At 69.7% G+C, this 18,774-nt stretch carries 17 protein-coding genes and 1 pseudogene; 7 read left to right on the top strand and 11 right to left on the bottom strand.

What is annotated here, in order from left to right; genetic code table 11:
• From A9X04_RS25715 to A9X04_RS25735, 5 genes are all read right to left on the bottom strand, one after another.
• Complete coding sequence (locus tag A9X04_RS25715; RefSeq protein WP_067926896.1) at positions 1-309, bottom strand: PE family protein; 309 nt, start codon at positions 307-309, stop codon at positions 1-3.
• A gap of 10 nt (positions 310-319) precedes the next feature.
• Positions 320-4,279 carry a type VII secretion protein EccCa gene (gene eccCa, locus A9X04_RS25720; protein WP_067926897.1) on the bottom strand — a complete coding sequence of 1,320 codons (3,960 nt, stop codon included), beginning with the start codon at positions 4,277-4,279 and terminating at the stop codon, positions 320-322.
• On the bottom strand, positions 4,276-5,922 hold the full coding sequence (gene eccB / locus A9X04_RS25725) for a type VII secretion protein EccB (RefSeq protein ID WP_067926900.1): 1,647 nt from the start codon (positions 5,920-5,922) through the stop codon (positions 4,276-4,278). Before eccB ends, eccCa begins: the two co-directional genes overlap by 4 nt.
• On the bottom strand, positions 5,919-7,772 hold the full coding sequence (gene eccA / locus A9X04_RS25730; protein WP_067926947.1) for a type VII secretion AAA-ATPase EccA: 1,854 nt from the start codon (positions 7,770-7,772) through the stop codon (positions 5,919-5,921). Before eccA ends, eccB begins: the two co-directional genes overlap by 4 nt.
• Before the next feature lie 334 nt (positions 7,773-8,106).
• Complete coding sequence (locus A9X04_RS25735; RefSeq protein WP_067926902.1) at positions 8,107-9,573, bottom strand: PPE family protein; 1,467 nt, start codon at positions 9,571-9,573, stop codon at positions 8,107-8,109.
• A 306-nt stretch (positions 9,574-9,879) separates the two neighbouring features.
• Here A9X04_RS25735 and A9X04_RS25740 point away from each other — a divergent pair, with 306 nt between their 5' ends.
• Genes A9X04_RS25740 through A9X04_RS25750 form a run of 3 tightly spaced genes read left to right on the top strand, consistent with a single transcriptional unit; the run spans position 9,880 to position 12,513 of the window.
• Positions 9,880-10,800, top strand: coding sequence for a metal ABC transporter solute-binding protein, Zn/Mn family (locus A9X04_RS25740; RefSeq protein ID WP_231985821.1), 921 nt, complete (start codon positions 9,880-9,882; stop codon positions 10,798-10,800).
• A gap of 4 nt (positions 10,801-10,804) precedes the next feature.
• On the top strand, positions 10,805-11,641 hold the full coding sequence (locus A9X04_RS25745) for a metal ABC transporter ATP-binding protein (protein ID WP_067926905.1): 837 nt from the start codon (positions 10,805-10,807) through the stop codon (positions 11,639-11,641).
• Positions 11,638-12,513: a metal ABC transporter permease gene (locus tag A9X04_RS25750; protein WP_067926908.1), complete on the top strand. Its 876-nt coding sequence runs from the start codon at positions 11,638-11,640 to the stop codon at positions 12,511-12,513. Before A9X04_RS25745 ends, A9X04_RS25750 begins: the two co-directional genes overlap by 4 nt.
• Before the next feature lie 34 nt (positions 12,514-12,547).
• On the opposite strand, the gene A9X04_RS25755 is transcribed toward A9X04_RS25750, so the two are convergent.
• A complete protein-coding gene (locus tag A9X04_RS25755; RefSeq protein WP_067926911.1) occupies positions 12,548-12,835 on the bottom strand; it encodes a type B 50S ribosomal protein L31 in 288 nt (95 codons plus the stop codon).
• Positions 12,832-14,031, bottom strand: coding sequence for a ribosome hibernation factor-recruiting GTPase MRF (gene mrf / locus A9X04_RS25760; RefSeq protein WP_067926913.1), 1,200 nt, complete (start codon positions 14,029-14,031; stop codon positions 12,832-12,834). Before mrf ends, A9X04_RS25755 begins: the two co-directional genes overlap by 4 nt.
• A gap of 113 nt (positions 14,032-14,144) precedes the next feature.
• On the opposite strand from mrf, the gene rpmB reads away from it, so the two are divergent.
• From rpmB to rpsR, 4 genes are read left to right on the top strand one after another with little or no spacing between them, the layout of a single operon-like run.
• On the top strand, positions 14,145-14,381 hold the full coding sequence (rpmB, locus tag A9X04_RS25765) for a 50S ribosomal protein L28 (RefSeq protein WP_067926916.1): 237 nt from the start codon (positions 14,145-14,147) through the stop codon (positions 14,379-14,381).
• Positions 14,381-14,545 (top strand): 50S ribosomal protein L33, encoded by a 165-nt coding sequence (gene rpmG / locus A9X04_RS25770; protein WP_067926919.1) that lies wholly within the window; start codon positions 14,381-14,383, stop codon positions 14,543-14,545. The genes rpmB and rpmG overlap by 1 nt, the downstream gene beginning before the upstream one ends.
• 2 nt (positions 14,546-14,547) lie before the next feature.
• A complete protein-coding gene (gene rpsN / locus A9X04_RS25775) occupies positions 14,548-14,853 on the top strand; it encodes a 30S ribosomal protein S14 (protein ID WP_067926922.1) in 306 nt (101 codons plus the stop codon).
• Positions 14,853-15,119, top strand: coding sequence for a 30S ribosomal protein S18 (rpsR, locus tag A9X04_RS25780; RefSeq protein WP_067926925.1), 267 nt, complete (start codon positions 14,853-14,855; stop codon positions 15,117-15,119). Before rpsN ends, rpsR begins: the two co-directional genes overlap by 1 nt.
• A gap of 412 nt (positions 15,120-15,531) precedes the next feature.
• On the opposite strand, the gene A9X04_RS25790 is transcribed toward rpsR, so the two are convergent.
• From A9X04_RS25790 to A9X04_RS31165, 4 genes and pseudogenes are all read right to left on the bottom strand, one after another.
• Complete coding sequence (locus tag A9X04_RS25790) at positions 15,532-16,269, bottom strand: TIGR03943 family protein (RefSeq protein ID WP_067926937.1); 738 nt, start codon at positions 16,267-16,269, stop codon at positions 15,532-15,534.
• Positions 16,266-17,219 (bottom strand): permease, encoded by a 954-nt coding sequence (locus tag A9X04_RS25795; RefSeq protein WP_197509397.1) that lies wholly within the window; start codon positions 17,217-17,219, stop codon positions 16,266-16,268. Before A9X04_RS25795 ends, A9X04_RS25790 begins: the two co-directional genes overlap by 4 nt.
• Before the next feature lie 66 nt (positions 17,220-17,285).
• On the bottom strand, positions 17,286-18,191 hold the full coding sequence (locus A9X04_RS25800) for a class I SAM-dependent methyltransferase (RefSeq protein ID WP_067926942.1): 906 nt from the start codon (positions 18,189-18,191) through the stop codon (positions 17,286-17,288).
• A 90-nt stretch (positions 18,192-18,281) separates the two neighbouring features.
• Positions 18,282-18,774: pseudogene (locus tag A9X04_RS31165) on the bottom strand (hypothetical protein); the annotation flags it as partial.

Genomic DNA, 18,774 nt, shown 5'->3' on the forward strand with positions numbered 1-18,774 from the left:
TCAGGCGCCCGAGAACCCGTACGTCGCGGCGGCCGAGGCGTCTCCGGCGAGGTAGCTGGCGCCGGCTTCGCCGACGCCCACCCCGGCGCGGCCGAGCTCCTCGACCCCCTGGGCGGCGACGGCGGCGTGCTCCTGGCCCTGGGCGCTGAACCCGAGCGCCGTCTGCAGCGACACCGGATCCACCGCGGGCGGAACCACCGCGGTGATGGCCGGGGCGGCCGCCGCGTGCGCGGCCGCCAGCCGCGCCGTCAGCGCCTCCACCGCGGCGCTGGTCGCGGCCAGACCCTCGGGAACCACTCGCAACGTCATGACTCTCCCCTTACTGTTGCGTTTCACCGGACATCGCGGCCTCACCCACCAACGGGTTGACCAATTGCACATAGGTCGGAGCGTCGCTGTCGCCCAACAAGATCGCCCGCCCGGCCGGCAGCCGGCCGAACCGCTGGCCGCGGATCTTGCCGCTGTCCTGCGGGTTACCCGCGAGCATCAGCGTGGTCGCCTGCAAGTCGTTCAAGCGGCGCAGCAACGGGTTGGTCATCAGCGCGTGACCGGATCCGGTGGCGCGCGCCGTCACGATCACCCTCAGCCCCAAATCGGCTGCCTGCGAGAGGATTCCGATCAGCGGGGTCCACGGCCGCTGCCCGATGTACGGGCCGCTCATCGTCGGGGAGTCCGGTATCTGGTCGACGTCGTCGATGACCAGGTAGTGGGTGTGCCCCGCGTACGTCCAGCGGGCCAGCTCGCCGGGTGTCAGGCCGGCCGGCGGACGCCGCGACTCGATGAGGTTGGCCAGGCCCAGCATCGCCGGGATGACGCGGTCGACGTTGGCCGTGTATTCGTTGTCGGCGAACAACGGCTCGTCGACCAGGTGCAGCCGCCGATCCAGCACGGTGAACGCCACCCGGTCGGGCGTGGAGTTCTCGCGGATGGTGCGAATGATGTGGCGCAGCAAGGTGGTTTTCCCCGACTTGCTGTCGCCGAAGACCATCAGCAGCGGCTCGTCGGCGAAGTTGACCACGACGGGCGCGAGGTCCTCCTCGCGCTGGCCGATGACCACCTGCTCCGGGCCGCGATAGAGCGCGCCGAGGACCTCGGGGGCGAGGTTGGCCGGCAGCAGCCGCACCGGCGGCGCGGCCATGCCGGGGTAGCGGGCGTTGAGCGCACCGATCTGGTCCAGCTCCGGGGCGGCGAACAGGAAGTGCTCGGCCGCCATGGTCAGCCCGCGGCCCGGCTGGTCGTGCGGTACGGCCTCGGCGGGGCGCCGCAGCGCGCCGACGACCCGCACGTTGCTGTCCCGCGGGTCGTGCAGCTTGAGCTCGAGGCGCAGCCCGAGGCCGTCGCGCATGGCCAGCGGCACCTCGAGCCAGCTCGGGGTGGTGATCACGACGTGGATGCCGTAGGCGAGCCCGACGTTGACCAACTCGGTTACCTTGGTCAGCAACGGGTTTCGGGTGTTGAACTGGTCGGTGTTGTCGCGGCCGAACGCGTAGAGGTTGTCGATGACCAGGAACACCTCGCCGTACCCGTCGTCGGGGGCCGCGCCGCGGGCGTCGCGGAACACCTCGCGCCGCTGCCTCGACAGCAGCAGCTGCTCCAGCTCGCCGAAGGTGCGCCGGATGCGTTCGGGTTCCAGCGCGGAGGCGACGCTGCCGACGTGCGCCAGGTCTTCCAGCGCCCGTAGCTTGCCGCCGCCGTAGTCCAGGCAGTAGAACGTGACGTCGCGGGGCGAGTGCAGGCTGGCCGCCGACAGGATGAACGTCTGCAGCGCGGTCGATTTCCCGGACTTGGGGCCGCCGTGGATCACCACGTTGCCGGCCGCCGAGGTGGCGTCGAACACCAGCGGGTCGCGGCGCATCTCGAAGGGTTTGTCGATCTCGCCGAGCGGCCACTGCCACTGCCGCTGCGGCACCCCGGCCCGCGCGAGCACCGCGGTCAGCGGGATCGGCTCGTCCAGCGGCGGCAGCCACAGCTGCGGCGCCTTCGGCCCGTACTGCGCGAGCTGGTCGCCGATGGTGGCGATGAGCTTGCGCGGGGGCCCCGTGAGTTCCTCGTCCCCGGCCACCGGGATGACGGTGTCCTGCTCCGGCTCCACCCGCCCGGCAGTGAACAGCTTGGGCTCCGGGGCGGCGTGCACCACAAAGGATTTGGCCCGCTGCGGCGGCTCGTAGATGCCGTCGACGTAGGTGCTGCGGAATTTGATCGGGGCCGCGCCCGGGGCGGGCACCAGGAAGCCCAAGCCCTTGTGTTCCTTGCCCGATTCGATGTGGTAGGCGTCTTCCACGCCGATGATCTGGCGGGACACGCTGGGACTGGCCACCTTCAACCCGATGCGGTAGGAGGTGTTCTTGTCGATGTCCTTGATCTTGCCCACATCCAGGGTCTGCGACGCGAACAGGATGTGGATGCGGAACGAGCGGCCCTTGCGCGCAACGTAATCGAACAGCTCGGCGTATTCCGGGTGGTCGGCCAGCATCAGGGTGAACTCGTCGGCGACCACGAACAGCGTCGGAATGGGCGGCAGGTCGTGCCCCGCCGCGATCGCACCCTCGTACTCGACCACCGAGTTGAACGCGCTGCCCTGCACGCGGCGCCCGGCCTCGCGCAGCAGCGTCTCCCGGCGGGCCACCTCGCCGCGCAGCGTGTCGGCGAACCGGTCGGCCAGCGACTTCTTCTCGGCCATGTTGGAGATCACCGCGACGACCTGCGGGAAATGCCGGAAGCTGTCGGCCCCTGCCTCACCCTTGAAGTCGGCGTAGATGACGATCAGCCGGTCCGCCGAATGGGTTGTCAACAGCGACAACAGGATCGACATCAGAGTCTGGGACTTGCCGGAACCCGTCATGCCGATCATCAGGCCGTGCGGCCCCATCCCACCCTCGGCTTCGTCCTTGAGGTCGAAGTACAGCGGCTCGCCCGTCGCCGTGACGCCGATGGGAACGCGCAACTCGTCCTCGCGGCGGCGCGGCGCCCACAGGGTGGGCACGTCCAGCCGCGAGGCGTCTTCGATGCCCAGCAGCGTGGTGAAAGTGGCGCCGCGGGTGGCCGCCGAGCGCAGCCCGGTGTGGGTCGGGTTGGAATCCCAACGCGACAGCTGGCGCGCCAGATGGGCGGCCTCGTCGGCGCCGAGGCCGTCGGCGTCGTCGATGTAGGGTTGCCACCCGCCGGTCTGCCACCGCGCGATGGCGCCGCGCTCGACGCGCAGGATCGGCCTCTCCGGATCCGAATACTGCTCGCGGTGCGGCGGTGTGGTGCCGCGATGCAGGACGGTGACGCCCGCCCGGCCCAGCGCCAGCGTCGAGGTGTCCAGGTCGAAGTCGGGGTCGTCGACGACGATCAGCAGGTGCCGCAGCGCGTCGGCGGGTCCGCCGGTGAACGCGGGGCGGTCGACGAACGCGGGGCCGAGCAGCAGGACCAGCTCGTCGGGGTTGGTGGTCAGCAGGCGGGCCGGCCCCACGCCGTCGAGCTCTCCCGGAACGTCGGTGTGCGGAAGCCATTTCAGCCAGGACCAGTCGGGGCCCTCCAGGTCGCGGGCGACCAGCGCCACGCCCAGCACCGTCGGGTCGTGCCACGTCACCGCCTGGGCGATCCAGGCGCGCATCGCCGCCCGCGCGTCGTCCTCCTCACCCAACACGGTGATCCGCGAGACCTTGGTCAGGTCGATCCCGGTGGGCACGTCGCGCACGATGCGGTGGGTGTCGAGCAGGCCGCGTAATGCGCTGTGCGACACCGGTTCCAGGTCGATCTCGTCGGCGGTGTCGTTGACCCGCAGCGCGGTGGCCAGGGGGACCTGGTGGCGGCCGGCCCGCAGCACCAGGAAGTCGGGGTCGTGCGGGTCGCGCTCCCACTGCCGGCGCGACCCGGGCACGCTCGCCAACACCGTCGGCTCGGGGTGCGACCACTCGGCGGCGGCCCGCTGCTGGGCGGCCTGGGTGCGGATGTTGTCGCGGACCACCGACAGGTAGCGCAGGTAGTCGGCGCGTTCGGCGTCGACCTCTTCGGTGCGGGTCTTGTTGTCGTTGCCGCGATACATCGCGGTGGCCGCCAGCAGCAGCACGAACGGGAAGAACAGCGTCTGCGGGGAGATCAGCCGCATCCCGGTGGCGAACAGCGCCACGACCATGCCGACGATCAGGATCACCAGCACGTAGGGCATCGCCCGGCGCAGGAACGACGGCGGGATCACCCGCGGCAGCTCGGGCGGCGCCTCGATGTTGATGGTGCCCTTGCGGGTGACCGGCGGCGCCAGCCGGCGGCGGGCTTCGAAGATGAGTCGGCTCATCGGGGCGCTCCCTCTACTGATGCCACGCGGCCGGGCTTGGTGTCGGGCGCCAGCCCGTCGTGCGCCAACAGCGCGTCGGCGCGCGACAGCGTCGGACCGCCGGCGAACAGCGCCAGCACCGACCACGGCACGGGCACCGCTGGTTCGCTCAGGCCAAGGGCCTCAACGGTTTTGCCGCGCCCGGCGGCCGCGCTCTCCGCCTCGTTGTCGATGCCGTAGCGCACCCCGGTGTCCGACACCCAGAACAACGACCCGGTGCCGGGCGCGCCGGCACCCCCGGTGACGGTCTGGGCGAAGTAACCGGTGCCCGGGGCCAGGGCTACCCGGGCGGCCACCAATCCATTTTGCGGGGAGGTGCCCCCGACCAGGTCGACGGTGCGGATCGATTCGGGCACGGGCAGCGCCGAGCCGGCCAACAGACTCAGCGAGCTGCTGGCGGCGCCGGCCGGCTTGGTCCAATAGGCGCACGTGACAGGGTCTTTGGCCGCGTCAACGAGGGTGACCTGCCGGTCGGGATAGCGCGAGGTGTCCAGCATCCGCGACACCGGCAGCTTGGCCACCGCGTCGGCGCCCAACCGCGGCGGTTGGTCCAGGCCGTAGGAGTTGGTGTTGCGCAGGATCGCCGCGAGCACCGGGGAGATGGGCTGCAGGCCGTCCGGTAGCACCGCGTAGTAGCGGGCCCCGCCCGCCGAGTTCTGTTCCAGCGCTTCCAAGTTGAAGGACACCACGACCGCACCGATCGGTGCCGGCGCGCCGAAGCCGGCCGGGGCACCGGCATTCGGGATGGCGGGCGCCGTCAGCGCCGGCGCCTCGGGGATCGCGTTGAACAACCCGAGCGCGATCGGCCGCGGCGCGGGGATGTCGGAGTTGTTGAGCCCCAAACCGAGCGCGTTCGTGACGGCGTGGTCGGCCAGGTTGAGCTGGCTGCGCCTGCCGTCCCAGAGCAGCCAGGTGCTGTTGCCCTTCTCGTTGGGGGAGTCCACCAGCACGGCCTGTCCGGCGTCGAGCTTGGCCGCCCGAGCGCCGCTGCTGTCGGGCCGGCCGGCGATCACCGTGACACCGGTGCTGTGCACGGCGCGCGCGGTCCCGGCGATCCCGTCGCACACCGTCCAGTCCGCATCGCGCGTGGTGTTCTGCACCATGCGCTCCGGAGCGCCCGGGATGCCGATCAGGTTGCCGCGCGGAAATCGGTCCAGTTCAGCGCTTTTCACGGTCACGGGGTTGACCGGCTTCCCGACGATCAGCCGGGCCGAGGTCAGGTTGAGCACCGGATGCAGCTGGTCGCCCACCCGGACGTAGAGGGCGGCCGTCGACCGGTCGGCGAGCACGGCGTTGGTTCCCGCCGTCCCGTTGGGCCGGATCAGCGAGAACACGAAGCAGCCCGCGAGCGCGGTGGCCAGCAGGACCACACCCATCAGCACGGCGCGCGACTGGGTGCGCAGCGGGTCGACGAGCATCCGGGTGTCGTGCAGGGCGATGCCGGAGGCGATGCGCCGCATCACGAACCGCCAGCCGCTGACCTGGTGGCGGGTGACGAAACCGCGGCGGAACTCGACCTTGTCGGGGTTGTCGTTGACCGGGGTGCGTGAGGCGAACGAACGCCGTGCGCCGTCCCACTCGCCGGACTCGTTGTTCGATGTCATGCCGGCACCGACAGCCCGAGGCCACGCAGCAACGGCTCCACCGAGTTCTCGACGTCTTGGTCGGTGATCGTCATCAGCTCCTCGTCACTGAATTCCCCGGTCCCGGCGTGATCCGAATGGTCGAGCCGGAATTCGCGTTCTTCCTCGGAGCGTTCGACGATGTTGCGGACGAACCGACCGTTGCCGGCGATGTCCAGGTTGCGCCGGGAGATGCCGTTGGCGTCCGGCGTCGATTCGGTGGCCAGCTTGGTGAACAACGCCTCCATGTGGTCGAGCGCGGCCGGCTCGAAGACGCTGTCGCGCTGCTCGGCCATCTTGGTCGCGATCTCGACGAGCTCCGGGGGTGCGTAGGAAGGGAAGTCGATGTTGCGCGTGAACCGGGACCGCAGGCCCTCGTTGGTGTCCAGGAATTTGTCCAGGTCGGCGCGGTAGCCGGCGATGATGACCACCAGCCGGTCGCGGTCGTTCTCCATCCGCGCCAGCAGGGTGTCGATCGCCACCAGCCCGAAGTCGTTCTTGGCGCCGGTGGCCACCAGGGCGTAGGCCTCGTCGAGGAACAGCACCCCGTCCAGTGCGCTGTCGATGATCGCGTTGGTCTTGGCCTCGGTCTCGCCGATGTGCTGGCCGATCAGGTCGGCGCGGTGCACTTCCCGGATGTTCTCCCGCTTCAAAAGCCCCAGCCCGCAATAGATCTTCGCGACCACGCGGGCGATGGTGGTCTTGCCGGTGCCGGGCGGTCCGGCGAAGACGAGGTGATGGGCGCGCTGCGCGACGGCCAGCCCCCGCTGCTTGCGCACGAGTTCCATGGCCACCGAGCTCTTCAGCCGCGACACCTGGTTCTTGACCTCGTCCAGGCCGATGAACTCGGCGAGCTGGAGTTCGGCCTCGTGCAGCAGCACGGACTTGCGTTCGTGGGCCGCGGGGTCGACGAAGTCCTCGGCGCTGGGCTCGGTCTCCGGATCCCAGGGATCGGTGCGCGCATCGATCCGGGCCGCGTTGGTGGTCACGATCCCGAAGCTGGTGTCGGACAAGGCCTGTTCGATCTGTTCGTTTTCCGGATGGGCCGCATACAGGTCCTGCAGCACCTCACTCGCCGAGTCCTCGTCGACGTGCGCGCGCAGCACCAGCGCCTTGGCCAGCGCCCCGTCGACCGCCGCCACCGCGACGGGACCGTCGGGTTCCTCGAGATAGGACAGCGCCGGGGCGAACATGCCCAGCCGCGCGAGGGCGGTGCCCAGCGCGATCCTGGCCGCGTGGGCGAAGGCTTCGTCGAGGCCGGCGTCGTTGACGACCGGTGTGAGGAGCTTGACGACGTCCGACCACCGCTCGGCGCGGTAATGGACGACGACGGCGACCCAGCGGGCTTCGTGCCAGTTCGGGCGGCGCGCGGTCAGGCCGGTGACGATCCGGTCGGCGTCGGCGAACCGTCCGGCGGTCCCGAGGGCCGCCGCGTAGGCGAGGTGGAACTCGTCGGGGGTGGCGGCGCGGAACTGCAAATAAAGGCCGGTGTCGTAGCGGAAGCCGAGCGCGCCGGGCGCCAGGTCCACCCTGCGCTGCAACGCACCGGTCGTCGCCGCGGTCCGCGCCACCGCCTCCAGCACCCGCGCGGACGTGTCACCGGCGGCCGCCAGCCCGGTCCAGGCGTCGCACTGGTCGTGGGCGATGCGGGTCAGCGCCGTGAACCCGGAGCGGGCGGCGGCCAGGTCGGCCGGGCGCTGCCGCTGGTACACCGAGAGGCCGAGCGCGCGGCAGCACGTGGCGAACCGGCTCACGACGTCGCCGTCGACCCGGGCCTCCGCGCGGGAATTGACGGGCTGAGCGGCCAGCACGCCGGTGTCACCGAGTTCCACGGCCACGTCTTTCCATTTGTGTAGCCTCCCCTAACTTGACCCGCCTGAAGTTAGCATTGCATAAGCTAAGTGTCGAGGCGTCGGGGGCCATCGGCGTCACCACGCCACACCCCGGTCGATTCCGCTGATAAGGATGCTAACCAGGACGATTGGCCGCATTTTCGGTCTTAATCTCCGTCTCAGTAGGTTGGCAGGCCCTTGGCAGTCGCTTCTAAGCGGTCGAGCTTATCGAAAATCATTTTCATTATCAATCCGGGCGGTGCCCACTTTGGACCGCCGGACAAGGCAGTAGTCGTCCGTCGCACCGGGAAAGTTCCGGTCCCGATCGGCTTCGTCAGTCCGGTGCCCAATTGCCCGGCAACATGGGCAGCGACGGGCCGCCGCCGAAATCGTCGCCGGCGAGCGTCGCGAGTCCGGACGCGTCGGTGCCGCCCTTGCTCGCGGTCCCGGCGAAACCCAATGGCCCCGCACCCCGGTCCGAAGCCACCGATGACGCGACTCCTGCGAACGCATCCGCCTCCGGGCCGGTGTCCGGCTCCAGGTCCGCGTATTCGTAACCGCGGTAGTGATCCTGCATCGCCGCCCGCCGGCGCCGCCGGGCCCGCCGCTGGTCCCGCGCCGATGCCGCCGCCACCGCCGCGGCCGCGGCGGAATCGGGCTCCGGCGCCTTGCGTTGCGCGCCGGCGCCCATGCCCGTGCCCGACCCGACGGTCGGACCGCCCACCAGGTAGGGGAAGGGGGCGCTCCCGATGCCGGCGGGCGGTGGCGGGGTTCCGGTCGCCGGCACCGAGGTGGGTGCGGGGGCTTGGGCCGGGGTGGCGGTCGACGGCGCCGGGGCGGTGGCCGTGATGCCCACCGGCGAACCGGCGGCCACCGCGGGCATTTTCGGGGCCTCGGATACCGGCGCGGCGGCCGCGACCGGGGCGGGAACCGGCTCGGGCTGGATCGCGGCCAACGCCGTGAGGCTGGCGAGGCCTCCCGCGGCTCCGACCGGCACGACAAACGGAACCGCCAGGAGCTGGGGGAACGCCTGGAATACCTCGATTAGATGGGTGAACTCGTCCGCGATCAGCAGGCCGATGTCGTGCAGGAGTTGCGTCAACGCCGCGGACGGATTCTCGGGAAATTCCTCCAGATCCCTTCCGATGGTCTGGAAAATCTCCAGGAAGCGGTTGATCCACCAGCTCAGCTGGTACGGGTTGCCGGAGTCGTTGTCGATGATGTCGTCGTTGCCGCTGTCGTCCTCTTCGCCGGTGCTGTCGGCCTGGACGATGGTGGGAGCCGGGTCGGTTTGCGGCGTCGACGCCACCGCCATCGTGGAGACCGCCTGGTACGTGGACATCGTGGTGGCCGCCTGGACCCACATGCGCGCGTAGTCGGCCTCGTTGACCGCGATCGGAATCGTGTTGATACCGAAGAAGTTGGTCGCCACCAGCGCGCCGTGAACGGCGTGGTTGGCGGCCAGCTCCGGCAGGGTCGGCATGGCGGCCAGCGCCACGGTGTAGGCCGTCGCGGCGGTCTCGTGCCGGGCGGCGGCCGCGGCACTGTCGGCGCTGGCCCGCGTCAGCCACGCCAGGTAGGGCGCGTGGGCGGCCACGTACTGCTCGGCGGTGGGGCCCTCCCACGCCCCGGCCTGCGCCGCCGCCAAGGTCGCGGACAGCTCGTCAGCCGCGGAGGCGTAGGTCGCGCTCAGCGAGCTCCAGGAGGCCGCCGCGGCCAGCAGGCCGGCCGGCCCGGGACCGCTGCTCAGCTGCGCCGAATGAACCTCCGGCGGCAGCGCCATCCACACGGGGGCGGTCACCGGGCCGACCGACGTGTCGAACGAGCGCGTAGCGCCATCCTGGGACTCCTCGCCGGGCCGAGACCGACGCCGCCCGGGCTGTGGGCGGCGCACCGATCAGCCCGGTAGTAGTCGGAGGACGGCGCGCGAAAGTTCCGGCGCCCGGTCAACTCATGGCGAACTCATCAAGGCGTCGGATCGACGAGCCGGGCCCGGTCGCAGTCACTCGGTTGCCGAGCCGCGACTCGGGCTTCCACCTCGCGGTGTCGGCACCTATGCTAATGAAAATCATTGTCGTTTCACTTGCCATCCGACCGGGAGCCCGATGTGACTGCCCGAAAGCGTCGCCGCGGCGCGGCGCGAGCCGCCGCTTTCCTGTCGGCGGCCGGCTTGGCATTAGCCGGCTGTGGGCCGCATTCTCCGCCGTCGTCGGGGCCGACGACGCAGTTGGCCGTGGTGGCCGCCGAGAATTTCTGGGGCGACATCACCAAGCAGATCGGCGGGAATCATGTGAGCGTCACCTCGGTGATCAGTGATCCCAATGCCGATCCGCACCTGTATGAGTCCGACGCGAGGACCGCCGCCGCTGTCAGCAAGGCGCAGCTCGTCATCGTCAACGGCCTCGGCTACGACGATTTCATGGCCAAATTGCTGTCCGCATCGCCTAACCCGAATCGCAAGGTGCTCACCGCGGCCGACCTGATGCAGCTGTCGCGGCCCAACGCCAACCCGCACATCTGGTACGACATCGCGAAGGTTCCCGAAGTGAGCGCGGCGATCGCCGCCCAGCTGGGCGCGCTCGACCCGGCCGACGCCACCGCCTTCACGGCGAACGCCAAAACGTTCAGCGATAGCCTGGCACCCATCGACGCCGCGATCGCGAACATCAGGACAAGGTATCCTGGCGCGCCGGTCGGCTACACCGAGCGCGTGCCGGCTTACCTGTTGGAGGCCGCGGGGTTGAAACTGGCCACGCCGGCCTCCTTCGCCCAAGCCATCGAGGACGGCAACGACCCCAGCCCGGCCGACAACGCGGCGATGGACACCGCGGTGAGAGGCAGGGCGATCAGGGTCCTGCTGTACAACGCCCAGGTCACCAGCCCCGCCACCGACGCGGTGAAGGCCCTCGCGCAGCGCGGCGGCATACCGGTCGTCGGGGTGACAGAGACGCTGCCGGCTACCGACGCGAACTTTCAGGCCTGGCAACTGCGGCAGGTCACCGAACTCACCACCGCGCTGGGCAGGTAGCCCGGTGACGACCTCCGCGCACCTCGCCGCGCCGCCAATCGTGGAACTCCGCGGCGCCGGACTGAGCTTCGGGTCGCGGCAGCTATGGCAGAACGTCGACCTCGCGCTGGCCCCCGGCGAGTTCCTCGCCGTGCTCGGCCCCAACGGCTGCGGTAAGACATCGCTGATCAGGGTGCTGCTCGGGTTGACGGCCCTGTCGTCGGGATCGGCCCGGGTCTGCGGCGAATCACCCAAGCGCGGTAGTCACGCGATCGGCTACATCCCGCAACACCAGGGCTTCGACCGAGACCTGCCGATCCGCGGGAGCGATCTGGTGCGCCTCGGGGTTGACGGACACCGCTGGGGAATCGGGCTGCCCAGCCCGGCCCGCCGGCGCCGCGTCGGGGCTGCGATCGACGCGGTAGGCGCTTCCCGCTTTGCCGGCGAGCCGATCGGGCGACTTTCCGGCGGGGAGCAGCAACGCCTGCGGATCGCCCAGGCTCTGGTCGGGAACCCCAAGCTGTTGTTGTGCGACGAACCGCTGCTGTCGCTGGACATCAAATACCAGGCGGAGGTCGTCCAGAGCCTCGATCGACAGCGCCATGCCTCCGGCATCGCGGTGATGTTCGTGACCCACGAGATCAATCCGATCCTCACGGTCGTCGACCGGGTGCTCTACCTGGTGGGCACCCGGTGGGCGATCGGAGCGCCGGACGAGGTGCTGACGAGTTCCACCCTCACGGAGCTGTACCAGACCAGCGTCGAGGTGCTACGCGTACACGGGCGGATCGTGATCGTCGCGGCGCCCGAGGCGGCGCGGATCGTCGGCGGCCATCACGGCGACGCGGTGCTCGCGCTGTGACTCTGTCGGATTACCTGAACGACACGTTCGTTCAGAACGCCCTGATCGCGGCGACCCTGGTGGCGGTGACCGCCGGACTGATCGGCCCGTTCGTCATCATCCGCGACCTCGCCTTCGCGGTGCACGGCGCGGCCGAACTGGCGTTCACGGGCGCCGCGGCCGGCCTGCTCGTCGCAGGCAACCCCGTGCTGGGGGCGCTGCTCGGATCGATGGTGGTGGCCACGGCCATCGGGCTGCTGGGCGATCGCCCGCGGGAGCGGAACTCCGCCATCGGGGTGATCCTCGCCTTCGGCCTCGGCGTCGGGGTGTATCTCCTCTCGCTGTATACCGGGTTCGCCACGGCCGCCACCAACATCTTGTTCGGTCAGCTGTTCGGCGTCAGCCCCGGCCAGATCGCCCTGCTGATCGTCGTCGCGATCGCCGTGCTCGCCACGATGACGCTCTTGTACCGGCCGCTGCTGTTCGCCTCCGTCGACCCCGACGTGGCACTCGCGCGCGGGGTTCCGACCCGGCTGGTCGGGCTGCTGTTCGTCTATCTGCTCGCGCTGACCGTGACCGAAGCCGCGCAAATCGTGGGAACGTTGCTGGTCCTGAGCCTGGCGATCACTCCCGCCGCCGCGGCCACTCGGCTCACCGCCCGTACGCCCCTGCTGATCGCCTTGTCCATCGGATTCGCGTTGATCGCTGCTGACGGCGGACTGTTGCTGGGCCTGCTCCGACCCAACGTCAAAGCGAGCGTGTTCATCAGCACCATCAGCTTCGCGATCTACGCCGTCGTCCGGTTGGCCAGCCCCGGGCTGCGCCGAGCCGTCGCCGCTAGCCGCGCGGGCAAGTGGTTGACGCGCGGCCCTCGCGTGGCCGCAGACAAGTAGGGAAGCCGGACCGAACCAGGGGTTTCCTTGTGGCCTAACGGGTTTCAGGCCCGGCGTGAGACCGTGGGTGCCGTCCACCGTAACGGCGGTTGAATTTTTCGACTTGTCCGGCGGTGTCGACGATCCTGCGCCCGCCGGTCCAGAACGGATGCGAGTCGGAGGAGACTTCGACGATGACGAGGGGGTAGGTCTGGACCCCATCCGCCGTCTGCCAATCGATGGTGCGCGAACTGGTGAGGGTTGACCGGGTCAAGAACGTCGCGCCGGTGTTGGCGTCCTGGAAGACGACGGGGTGGTAGTCGGGGTGAATGCCGGGCTTCATCTGCGGTCTCCGTCCTGAGCCTGCTGGGCAACGGTGTCTTCGGTGTTGTCGGCCAACGCTTCGCACGGGTCTTCATGCCAGTCGCCGAACGGGTCGTCGTAGCGCGGCCAGTCCTGCGGGGAGCGAAGTTCGTCGTCGGTAAGCAGGGCGCCGTCGAGGGCGGCGGCGATCTCGGTGGCCCGCGCCCCACACACCAGGATGGTCATGGCGGTGTGCCGGTCTCCGTAGAGGTCGTCCCACCGCAATTGCGCGAAGGCGTGCCGTTCCGGATCGATGCCGGCCCGCTCGGCGTCGGTCATGGCCGCGACCCATTTCCCGGCCGAGCCGCTCCGCAATCCACCGCCGGCCGACTGCAGCCACATCGCCTCGTCGGGCTGGCTGGCCAGCCACAGCCGTCCCCGGCTCCGGATCACGCCGTCGAGCAGCAGGTCCAGACACGCGTGCAGGCGCCACGGATGGAAGGGACGTCGGGCATTGAACTCGACAAGCTTGATCGGGCCGCGGGAATCCAGGGGCGGCTGGCCGAGGAGCAGCGGACCATGCGGGTCGTCGGTTCGACCCTGCCGCGCGTCGCAATACAGGTTCCGCAGCGTCATCTCGATGCCGTCGGCGCCCACCCGAACGCGCGCGCGGGGCGCCAGCCGGCGCAGCACCGCGGCCACGAAGGGATCCGGGCGGTTGAGCACGACCGCGTCGGCGAACTCCGCCTGCGCGACGACCACCTGAGCCTGGGTGCGGCCGTCGTCGAGTTCCTCGTCACCGAGCGCCTGGTTGAGCCATACCGAGGTATCGACACACGTCACCACCGCGGCGATCGAAACATCCAGGGCCGCAGGCCCATCGACGTATCCCGGTGCCACGCGCACACCGACGTGACCGATTGCGGCACAGATCGGTTCGGGCTCCAGCCAGGGTGCCAGGTGCACCACGATGCGGTCGACGTCGTCGCGGCGGCTCAGCTGACGCAGCAACACCATCAGGTCGTTGCGGATGGTGCAGGACACGCACCCGCGGGCAAGTTCCAGCGGATGCTCAACCGTCGTCAGGGCCCCGCGCTGCAGGGTCACCAGCGTCCGGCGCACCACGTGACCGTCGAAGCGGTGTTCGACGACGAGCGTTCCTGCCGCGCGCAGGAGCGCACCGACGACCGGGTCGGTGTGCTCCTGGCCGGCGACCAGGATGACGGGCGTGCGCATCGCCCTCCTTATCGATAATCATTTTCAATAATGCTCTCCGTACGGTACCTTCCCTGGGTGAGCTTGTCGAAAATGATTTTCAATAAGCCGTCGAGCGCTCAGGAGGTTGCACTGTGTCCGCCCATTGCCAAGTGACCGGCCGGGTGCCCGGTTTCGGTAAGGCGGTGTCGCATTCCCACCGCCGGACTCGTCGGCGCTGGTCACCCAACATTCAGCTGAAGACTTACTACTTGCCGTCGGAGGGCCGCCGGGTCCGCCTTCGGGTCAGCGCCAAGGGCATCAACGTCATCGACCGCGACGGCATCGACGCCGTGGTGGCGCGTCTGCGCGCCCAAGGACAGCGAATCTGATGGCCCGCAACGACATTCGCCCCGTCGTCAAGCTGCGTTCGACCGCGGGCACCGGCTACACCTATGTCACCCGCAAGAACCGGCGCAACGACCCCGACCGCCTCGTGCTGCGCAAGTACGACCCGGTGCTCCGCCGCCACGTCGAGTTCCGCGAGGAGCGCTGAGGATGGCCAAGAAATCCAAGATCGTCAAGAACGAGCGCCGTCGCGCGATCGTGGCCCGCTACGCCCTGCGCCGCGCCGAGCTCAAGGACATCATCCGGTCGCCGTCGAGCACGGCCGAGCAGCGTGCGGCGGCGCAACTGGAGCTGGCGCACCAGCCGCGCGACGCCAGCCCCGTGCGGCTGCGCAACCGCGACGCCGTCGACGGGCGCCCGCGCGGGTACCTGCGCAAGTTCGGAGTGTCGCGGGTGCGGATCCGCGAGCTGGCCCACAATGGGCAGCTGCCCGGCGTGCGCAAAGCGAGCTGGTGATGGCCAAGAAACCTCCGCCTCGCTGCCGCGCCGCCCCACTGGTTGCCAGGGCCAAGAAGAGGAACCTGCTCGATAGCCTCGGGCTCGAGGCCGTCGACTACAAGGACACCGCCGCGCTGCGCGTGTTCATCTCCGAGCGGGGCAAGATCCGTTCTCGCCAGGTCACCGGTCTCACCGTCCGACAACAACGACAGGTCGCTGCGGCCATCAAAAACGCCCGCGAAATGGCACTGCTGCCCTACCCGGGACAGGGCACCCGACATTGACTTCGCCGCACCGCGGCACCGCCCGCCCGTTCACCGTCATCGTCTGTGCCGGTTGTTCCGCCGACCGCGAACTCTCGATCATCGACCAATTGCGGACCGCCATCCGACGCTGTCCCCACGCCATGCTCGTTGCCGCAAAATGCGTGCTGGGCCCACTGACCTGCGCCTCTCGCCCGACCGGTGGCGGCGTCATGGCCCTCGTGCAGCCCTGCACGAAAGATCGGGCGGCCTGCGGACCATCCCATTGGGTCGGCCCGATCACCGACGAAGACGAAGCGGCGGCCCTGCGCGATTGGCTCGAGCTCGGGCAATGGGAAAACACTCCGGTACCAAGACAACTCGCACGGCATCAACGCTGGGTCCGCGGCGCCGGCCGAAATAACTGAGCACCCGTCCGCCACGCCAAGCGGCCTCAATGGGGATATGCGTAAGGGTTGGCCGGGGCATCGATGCGCGTGACCGCGGCGGCCTGCAGCGTCGGAATGGTCGCCGAATGCGGTTGCCGGGCAACGGGTATCACTTGGCCCTGCACGCGAAGCCACGTGTTGTCCGGCAACCCGGCGGCGCCAGCGGCGGCCGGACCCCGCAGGTGGATGCGGGCCAGCTGAGCGTCGGCGGCACAGCAGATGATGACGACGCGACCCAGGTCCACACCCTGCGCCTCGTTGAGCACGAAACCCGTCACGGTGATCGACCGATTCGTCAATGACCCGGTGATGTCCTGCGCTTCGCGCATCAGCACCTCCGGCAGCGACACCTCGGGTGCGGCGCCCGGCGGCAGCGGTGGGAACGCCCGATTCAGAACATCATTCGACACCGCCGTAACGGACGGTGCGGCGGCCGATGGTCGCAGGGCCGGCGGCGTCACAAAACACAGCAGCAGGATGGGAATGACGAGGAGCCACACGATGCCCGCCCGGTGGGCATGCGCGTGGCTGTGACCGCCGGTTCCCTCATCTTGCCGAGCACCGCTCCGGCGGACGTCGCCGATGATCGCCACCAACGCCAAAGCGATCAGCAGGACCGCCGACGCCGTCAGCCAGGGCAGCAGCCCCGGCTTGACATAGCGGGTGAACGCGCCCGACGCGACGATCAGGACGATGCTGATGCCTACCAGCAGCAGGACGGTGTTCTCAGTTTCGCGGCTCATTTGGCCCCAGCGAGGAGGAAGAACCCGATCACACTCGCACTGGCCGTGGCAACGACGAAGGTGGCGGGAGCGAAGCGGACCGCGAAGGCGCGACCGAACATGCCCGCTTGCATGGCAAAGAGTTTCACGTCGACGGCCGGCCCCACCACCAAGAACACCAGGCGGGGTAGCAGCGGCACCATCGTCATGCTGGCCGCCACGAACGCGTCGGCCTCCGAACACAACGCCAGCACCACCGCCAGGACGGCCATCACCGCGACCCCGAGGATGACCTCCCCCGCCAGATTGGCGAAGACCCACGGCGGCACCAGCACGTGAAGCATCGCCGCCGCGGCGGCACCCAACACCAGATACGACGCCGCCTGCAGGAAATCGTGCCGCGCCGCCTCGGCGAACACCGCCCAGCGTGACTGCGTTACGTCGGCCGAGGGGGGCAGCCGGCGGGTGATCCACTCCGGGCGGCCCCAACGTGCCCATGCCCAGCCCATGATCACCGCGGTGAGGAGTGACGCCCCCAGCCTGGCGAAGACCATCATGGGCGCTCCCGGGAACGCCACGGCCGTGGCCACCAGCACCACCGGGTTGATCGCCGGCGCGGCGAGCATGAACGTCAACGCCGCGGCCCCGATCGCCCCGCCCTCGCCAAACAGACGCCGCGCCACCGGAACTGAGCCACACTCGCAACCCGGCAGCGCTGCGCCCCCGATCCCGGCGGCCAGCACCGCCACCGCCGGGCGGCGTGGTACCCAGCGCGCCAATCGCTCCGGAGACACGAACGTCGCGATCAGCCCACTGACCACCACCCCGAGCGCAAGGAACGGGACCGCCTGCACGAAGACCCCGCAGAACACGGTGCCCGCCGTCGACAGCGCCGCGCTGTTGACGACCGCGCTACGCAGCATCGCCGCCGAGAAGGCGCTGGCGAGCAATATGCCCACCAGGACTTCCATCGACCCGACGCGGAGCCTGGGTCCGAACCTCAGCGTCGACACCGTCTCAGTATGTCAGCGGAGTACTCAGGCTTTGACCGCGCTCACCAGGGTGTTTCGCGCCACCATCGACGCGGCTTCGGCGTCAGCTTCCGGCACCCGCCGGCCGTTCTGGCGCAGGAAGTCGGCCAGCGGGGTGCCGACGGCCGTCCAGCCCCGCTCGCCGAACCACTCGGTGGCCGGCGCGATCCGCTCGTTGTAGACCAGCTGATAGAACGGCCGCTCGGCACCCTCGGCCATCGCGGCGCGCTCCGCCTCGCGTTTCTCCTCGAAGTCGTCCTGATCGAGCGGGGCGCCGTCCTCGACGGCGACGTGGCTGCCGGCGGCGGCGAGGTTGTCGATGCCGGTGAACAGCTGCTCCTGCGCGGTGGCCGGCAGGTAGATCAGCAGGCCTTCGGCTATCCACGCCGATGGCTTGGTGGGATCAAAGCCGCTGTCGCGCAAGGACTGCGGCCAGTCGTCGCGCAGGTCTACCGCGATCTCGCGACGCTCGGCCTTCGGTTGGGCGCCGTGGCCGGAGAGCACCTCACGCTTGAAGTCGAGGACCTGCGGCTGGTCCAGCTCGAAGATCGTCGTCCCGGCCGGCCAGTCCAGACGGTAGGCGCGGGAGTCCAGCCCTGCCGCCAGGATGACCACCTGTCGCACGCCTGCGCCGGCGGCCCGGCGGAAATATTCGTCGAAGTATTTGGTGCGGGCGCCCTGGAAGTCGACGAAATGCGCGCCCCAGTCCGGCGTCTTCAGCTGGTGGTCGGGCAGCTTGCCGTCCAAGACGTCGGCCGCCCACCCTCCCACGGCACGGCAGAACACCTCCGCATAGGGGTCGACTGCCAGCGGGTCCGACTTCTGCGCCTCCAGCGCTCGGGCGGTCGCGACGAATAACGCCGTCGAACCGACACTTGTCGTGATGTCCCAGGTATCACCTTCGCTACGCACAGCATCGACAGTACCGGCGGTCGGCGACTGGAGACCGACCATTTTCAGGCCGCGAGGCCGCCGGCATGCGCCGCAACCATCCCGTGCGCGCTAACGCGTGTCGCGGCCACCATCGCCGTCCCAAGTTCCCGGCATCATGGGAACCTTTGGGCCACCACCGAAGTCATCGGCGTCCAGCGTGGCCAAGCCGGCCGGCCCGGCGGCCGCTGCCTTGCGCGTCGTGCCCGAGAATCCCAGCTTTCCGGCCCCGTGAGCAGACTCCGACGTTTCGGCACCGGGCGGAGCACCCCAGTCGGGGTCGACGTCGACGTTCATGTCCATGAACTCGTCGCCGTAGCCGCGCTGCCGCTGTCGGCGGCGCTGCCGCCGGCGCGCTTTCGCGGCCTCGCGCGCGGATGGCGCGGCAGCTGCCGCGGCGGCGTCGGGCTCGGGAGCCTTCCTTCTGGCACTGGAGCTGGCGCTGGTGCCCATGCCGGTCCTCGATCCGATGCCGGGGGGGCCGACGACGTACGGGGGGAAGAATCCGGGGCCGGGCGGCGGCGGTGGCGCGGCCGGTGCCGTACCGGCCCACGTGGCCGCCGCT

Origin of the sequence: Mycobacterium sp. E3247, assembly GCF_001667785.1 — a bacterium.
In the GTDB taxonomy this organism is placed as follows: Bacteria; Actinomycetota; Actinomycetes; order Mycobacteriales; family Mycobacteriaceae; genus Mycobacterium.

What these genes read in the sequence shown, in the direction of transcription:
- A9X04_RS25715 (WP_067926896.1), bottom strand. Translation starts at nt 309, where the DNA reads ATGACGTTGCGAGTGGTTCCCGAGGGTCTGGCCGCGACCAGCGCCGCG.
- eccCa (WP_067926897.1), bottom strand. Translation starts at nt 4,279, where the DNA reads ATGAGCCGACTCATCTTCGAAGCCCGCCGCCGGCTGGCGCCGCCGGTC.
- eccB (WP_067926900.1), bottom strand. Translation starts at nt 5,922, where the DNA reads ATGACATCGAACAACGAGTCCGGCGAGTGGGACGGCGCACGGCGTTCG.
- A9X04_RS25755 (WP_067926911.1), bottom strand. Translation starts at nt 12,835, where the DNA reads ATGAAGCCCGGCATTCACCCCGACTACCACCCCGTCGTCTTCCAGGAC.
- mrf (WP_067926913.1), bottom strand. Translation starts at nt 14,031, where the DNA reads ATGCGCACGCCCGTCATCCTGGTCGCCGGCCAGGAGCACACCGACCCG.
- rpmG (WP_067926919.1), top strand. Translation starts at nt 14,381, where the DNA reads ATGGCCCGCAACGACATTCGCCCCGTCGTCAAGCTGCGTTCGACCGCG.
- rpsN (WP_067926922.1), top strand. Translation starts at nt 14,548, where the DNA reads ATGGCCAAGAAATCCAAGATCGTCAAGAACGAGCGCCGTCGCGCGATC.
- rpsR (WP_067926925.1), top strand. Translation starts at nt 14,853, where the DNA reads ATGGCCAAGAAACCTCCGCCTCGCTGCCGCGCCGCCCCACTGGTTGCC.
- A9X04_RS25790 (WP_067926937.1), bottom strand. Translation starts at nt 16,269, where the DNA reads ATGAGCCGCGAAACTGAGAACACCGTCCTGCTGCTGGTAGGCATCAGC.
- A9X04_RS25795 (WP_197509397.1), bottom strand. Translation starts at nt 17,219, where the DNA reads ATGGAAGTCCTGGTGGGCATATTGCTCGCCAGCGCCTTCTCGGCGGCG.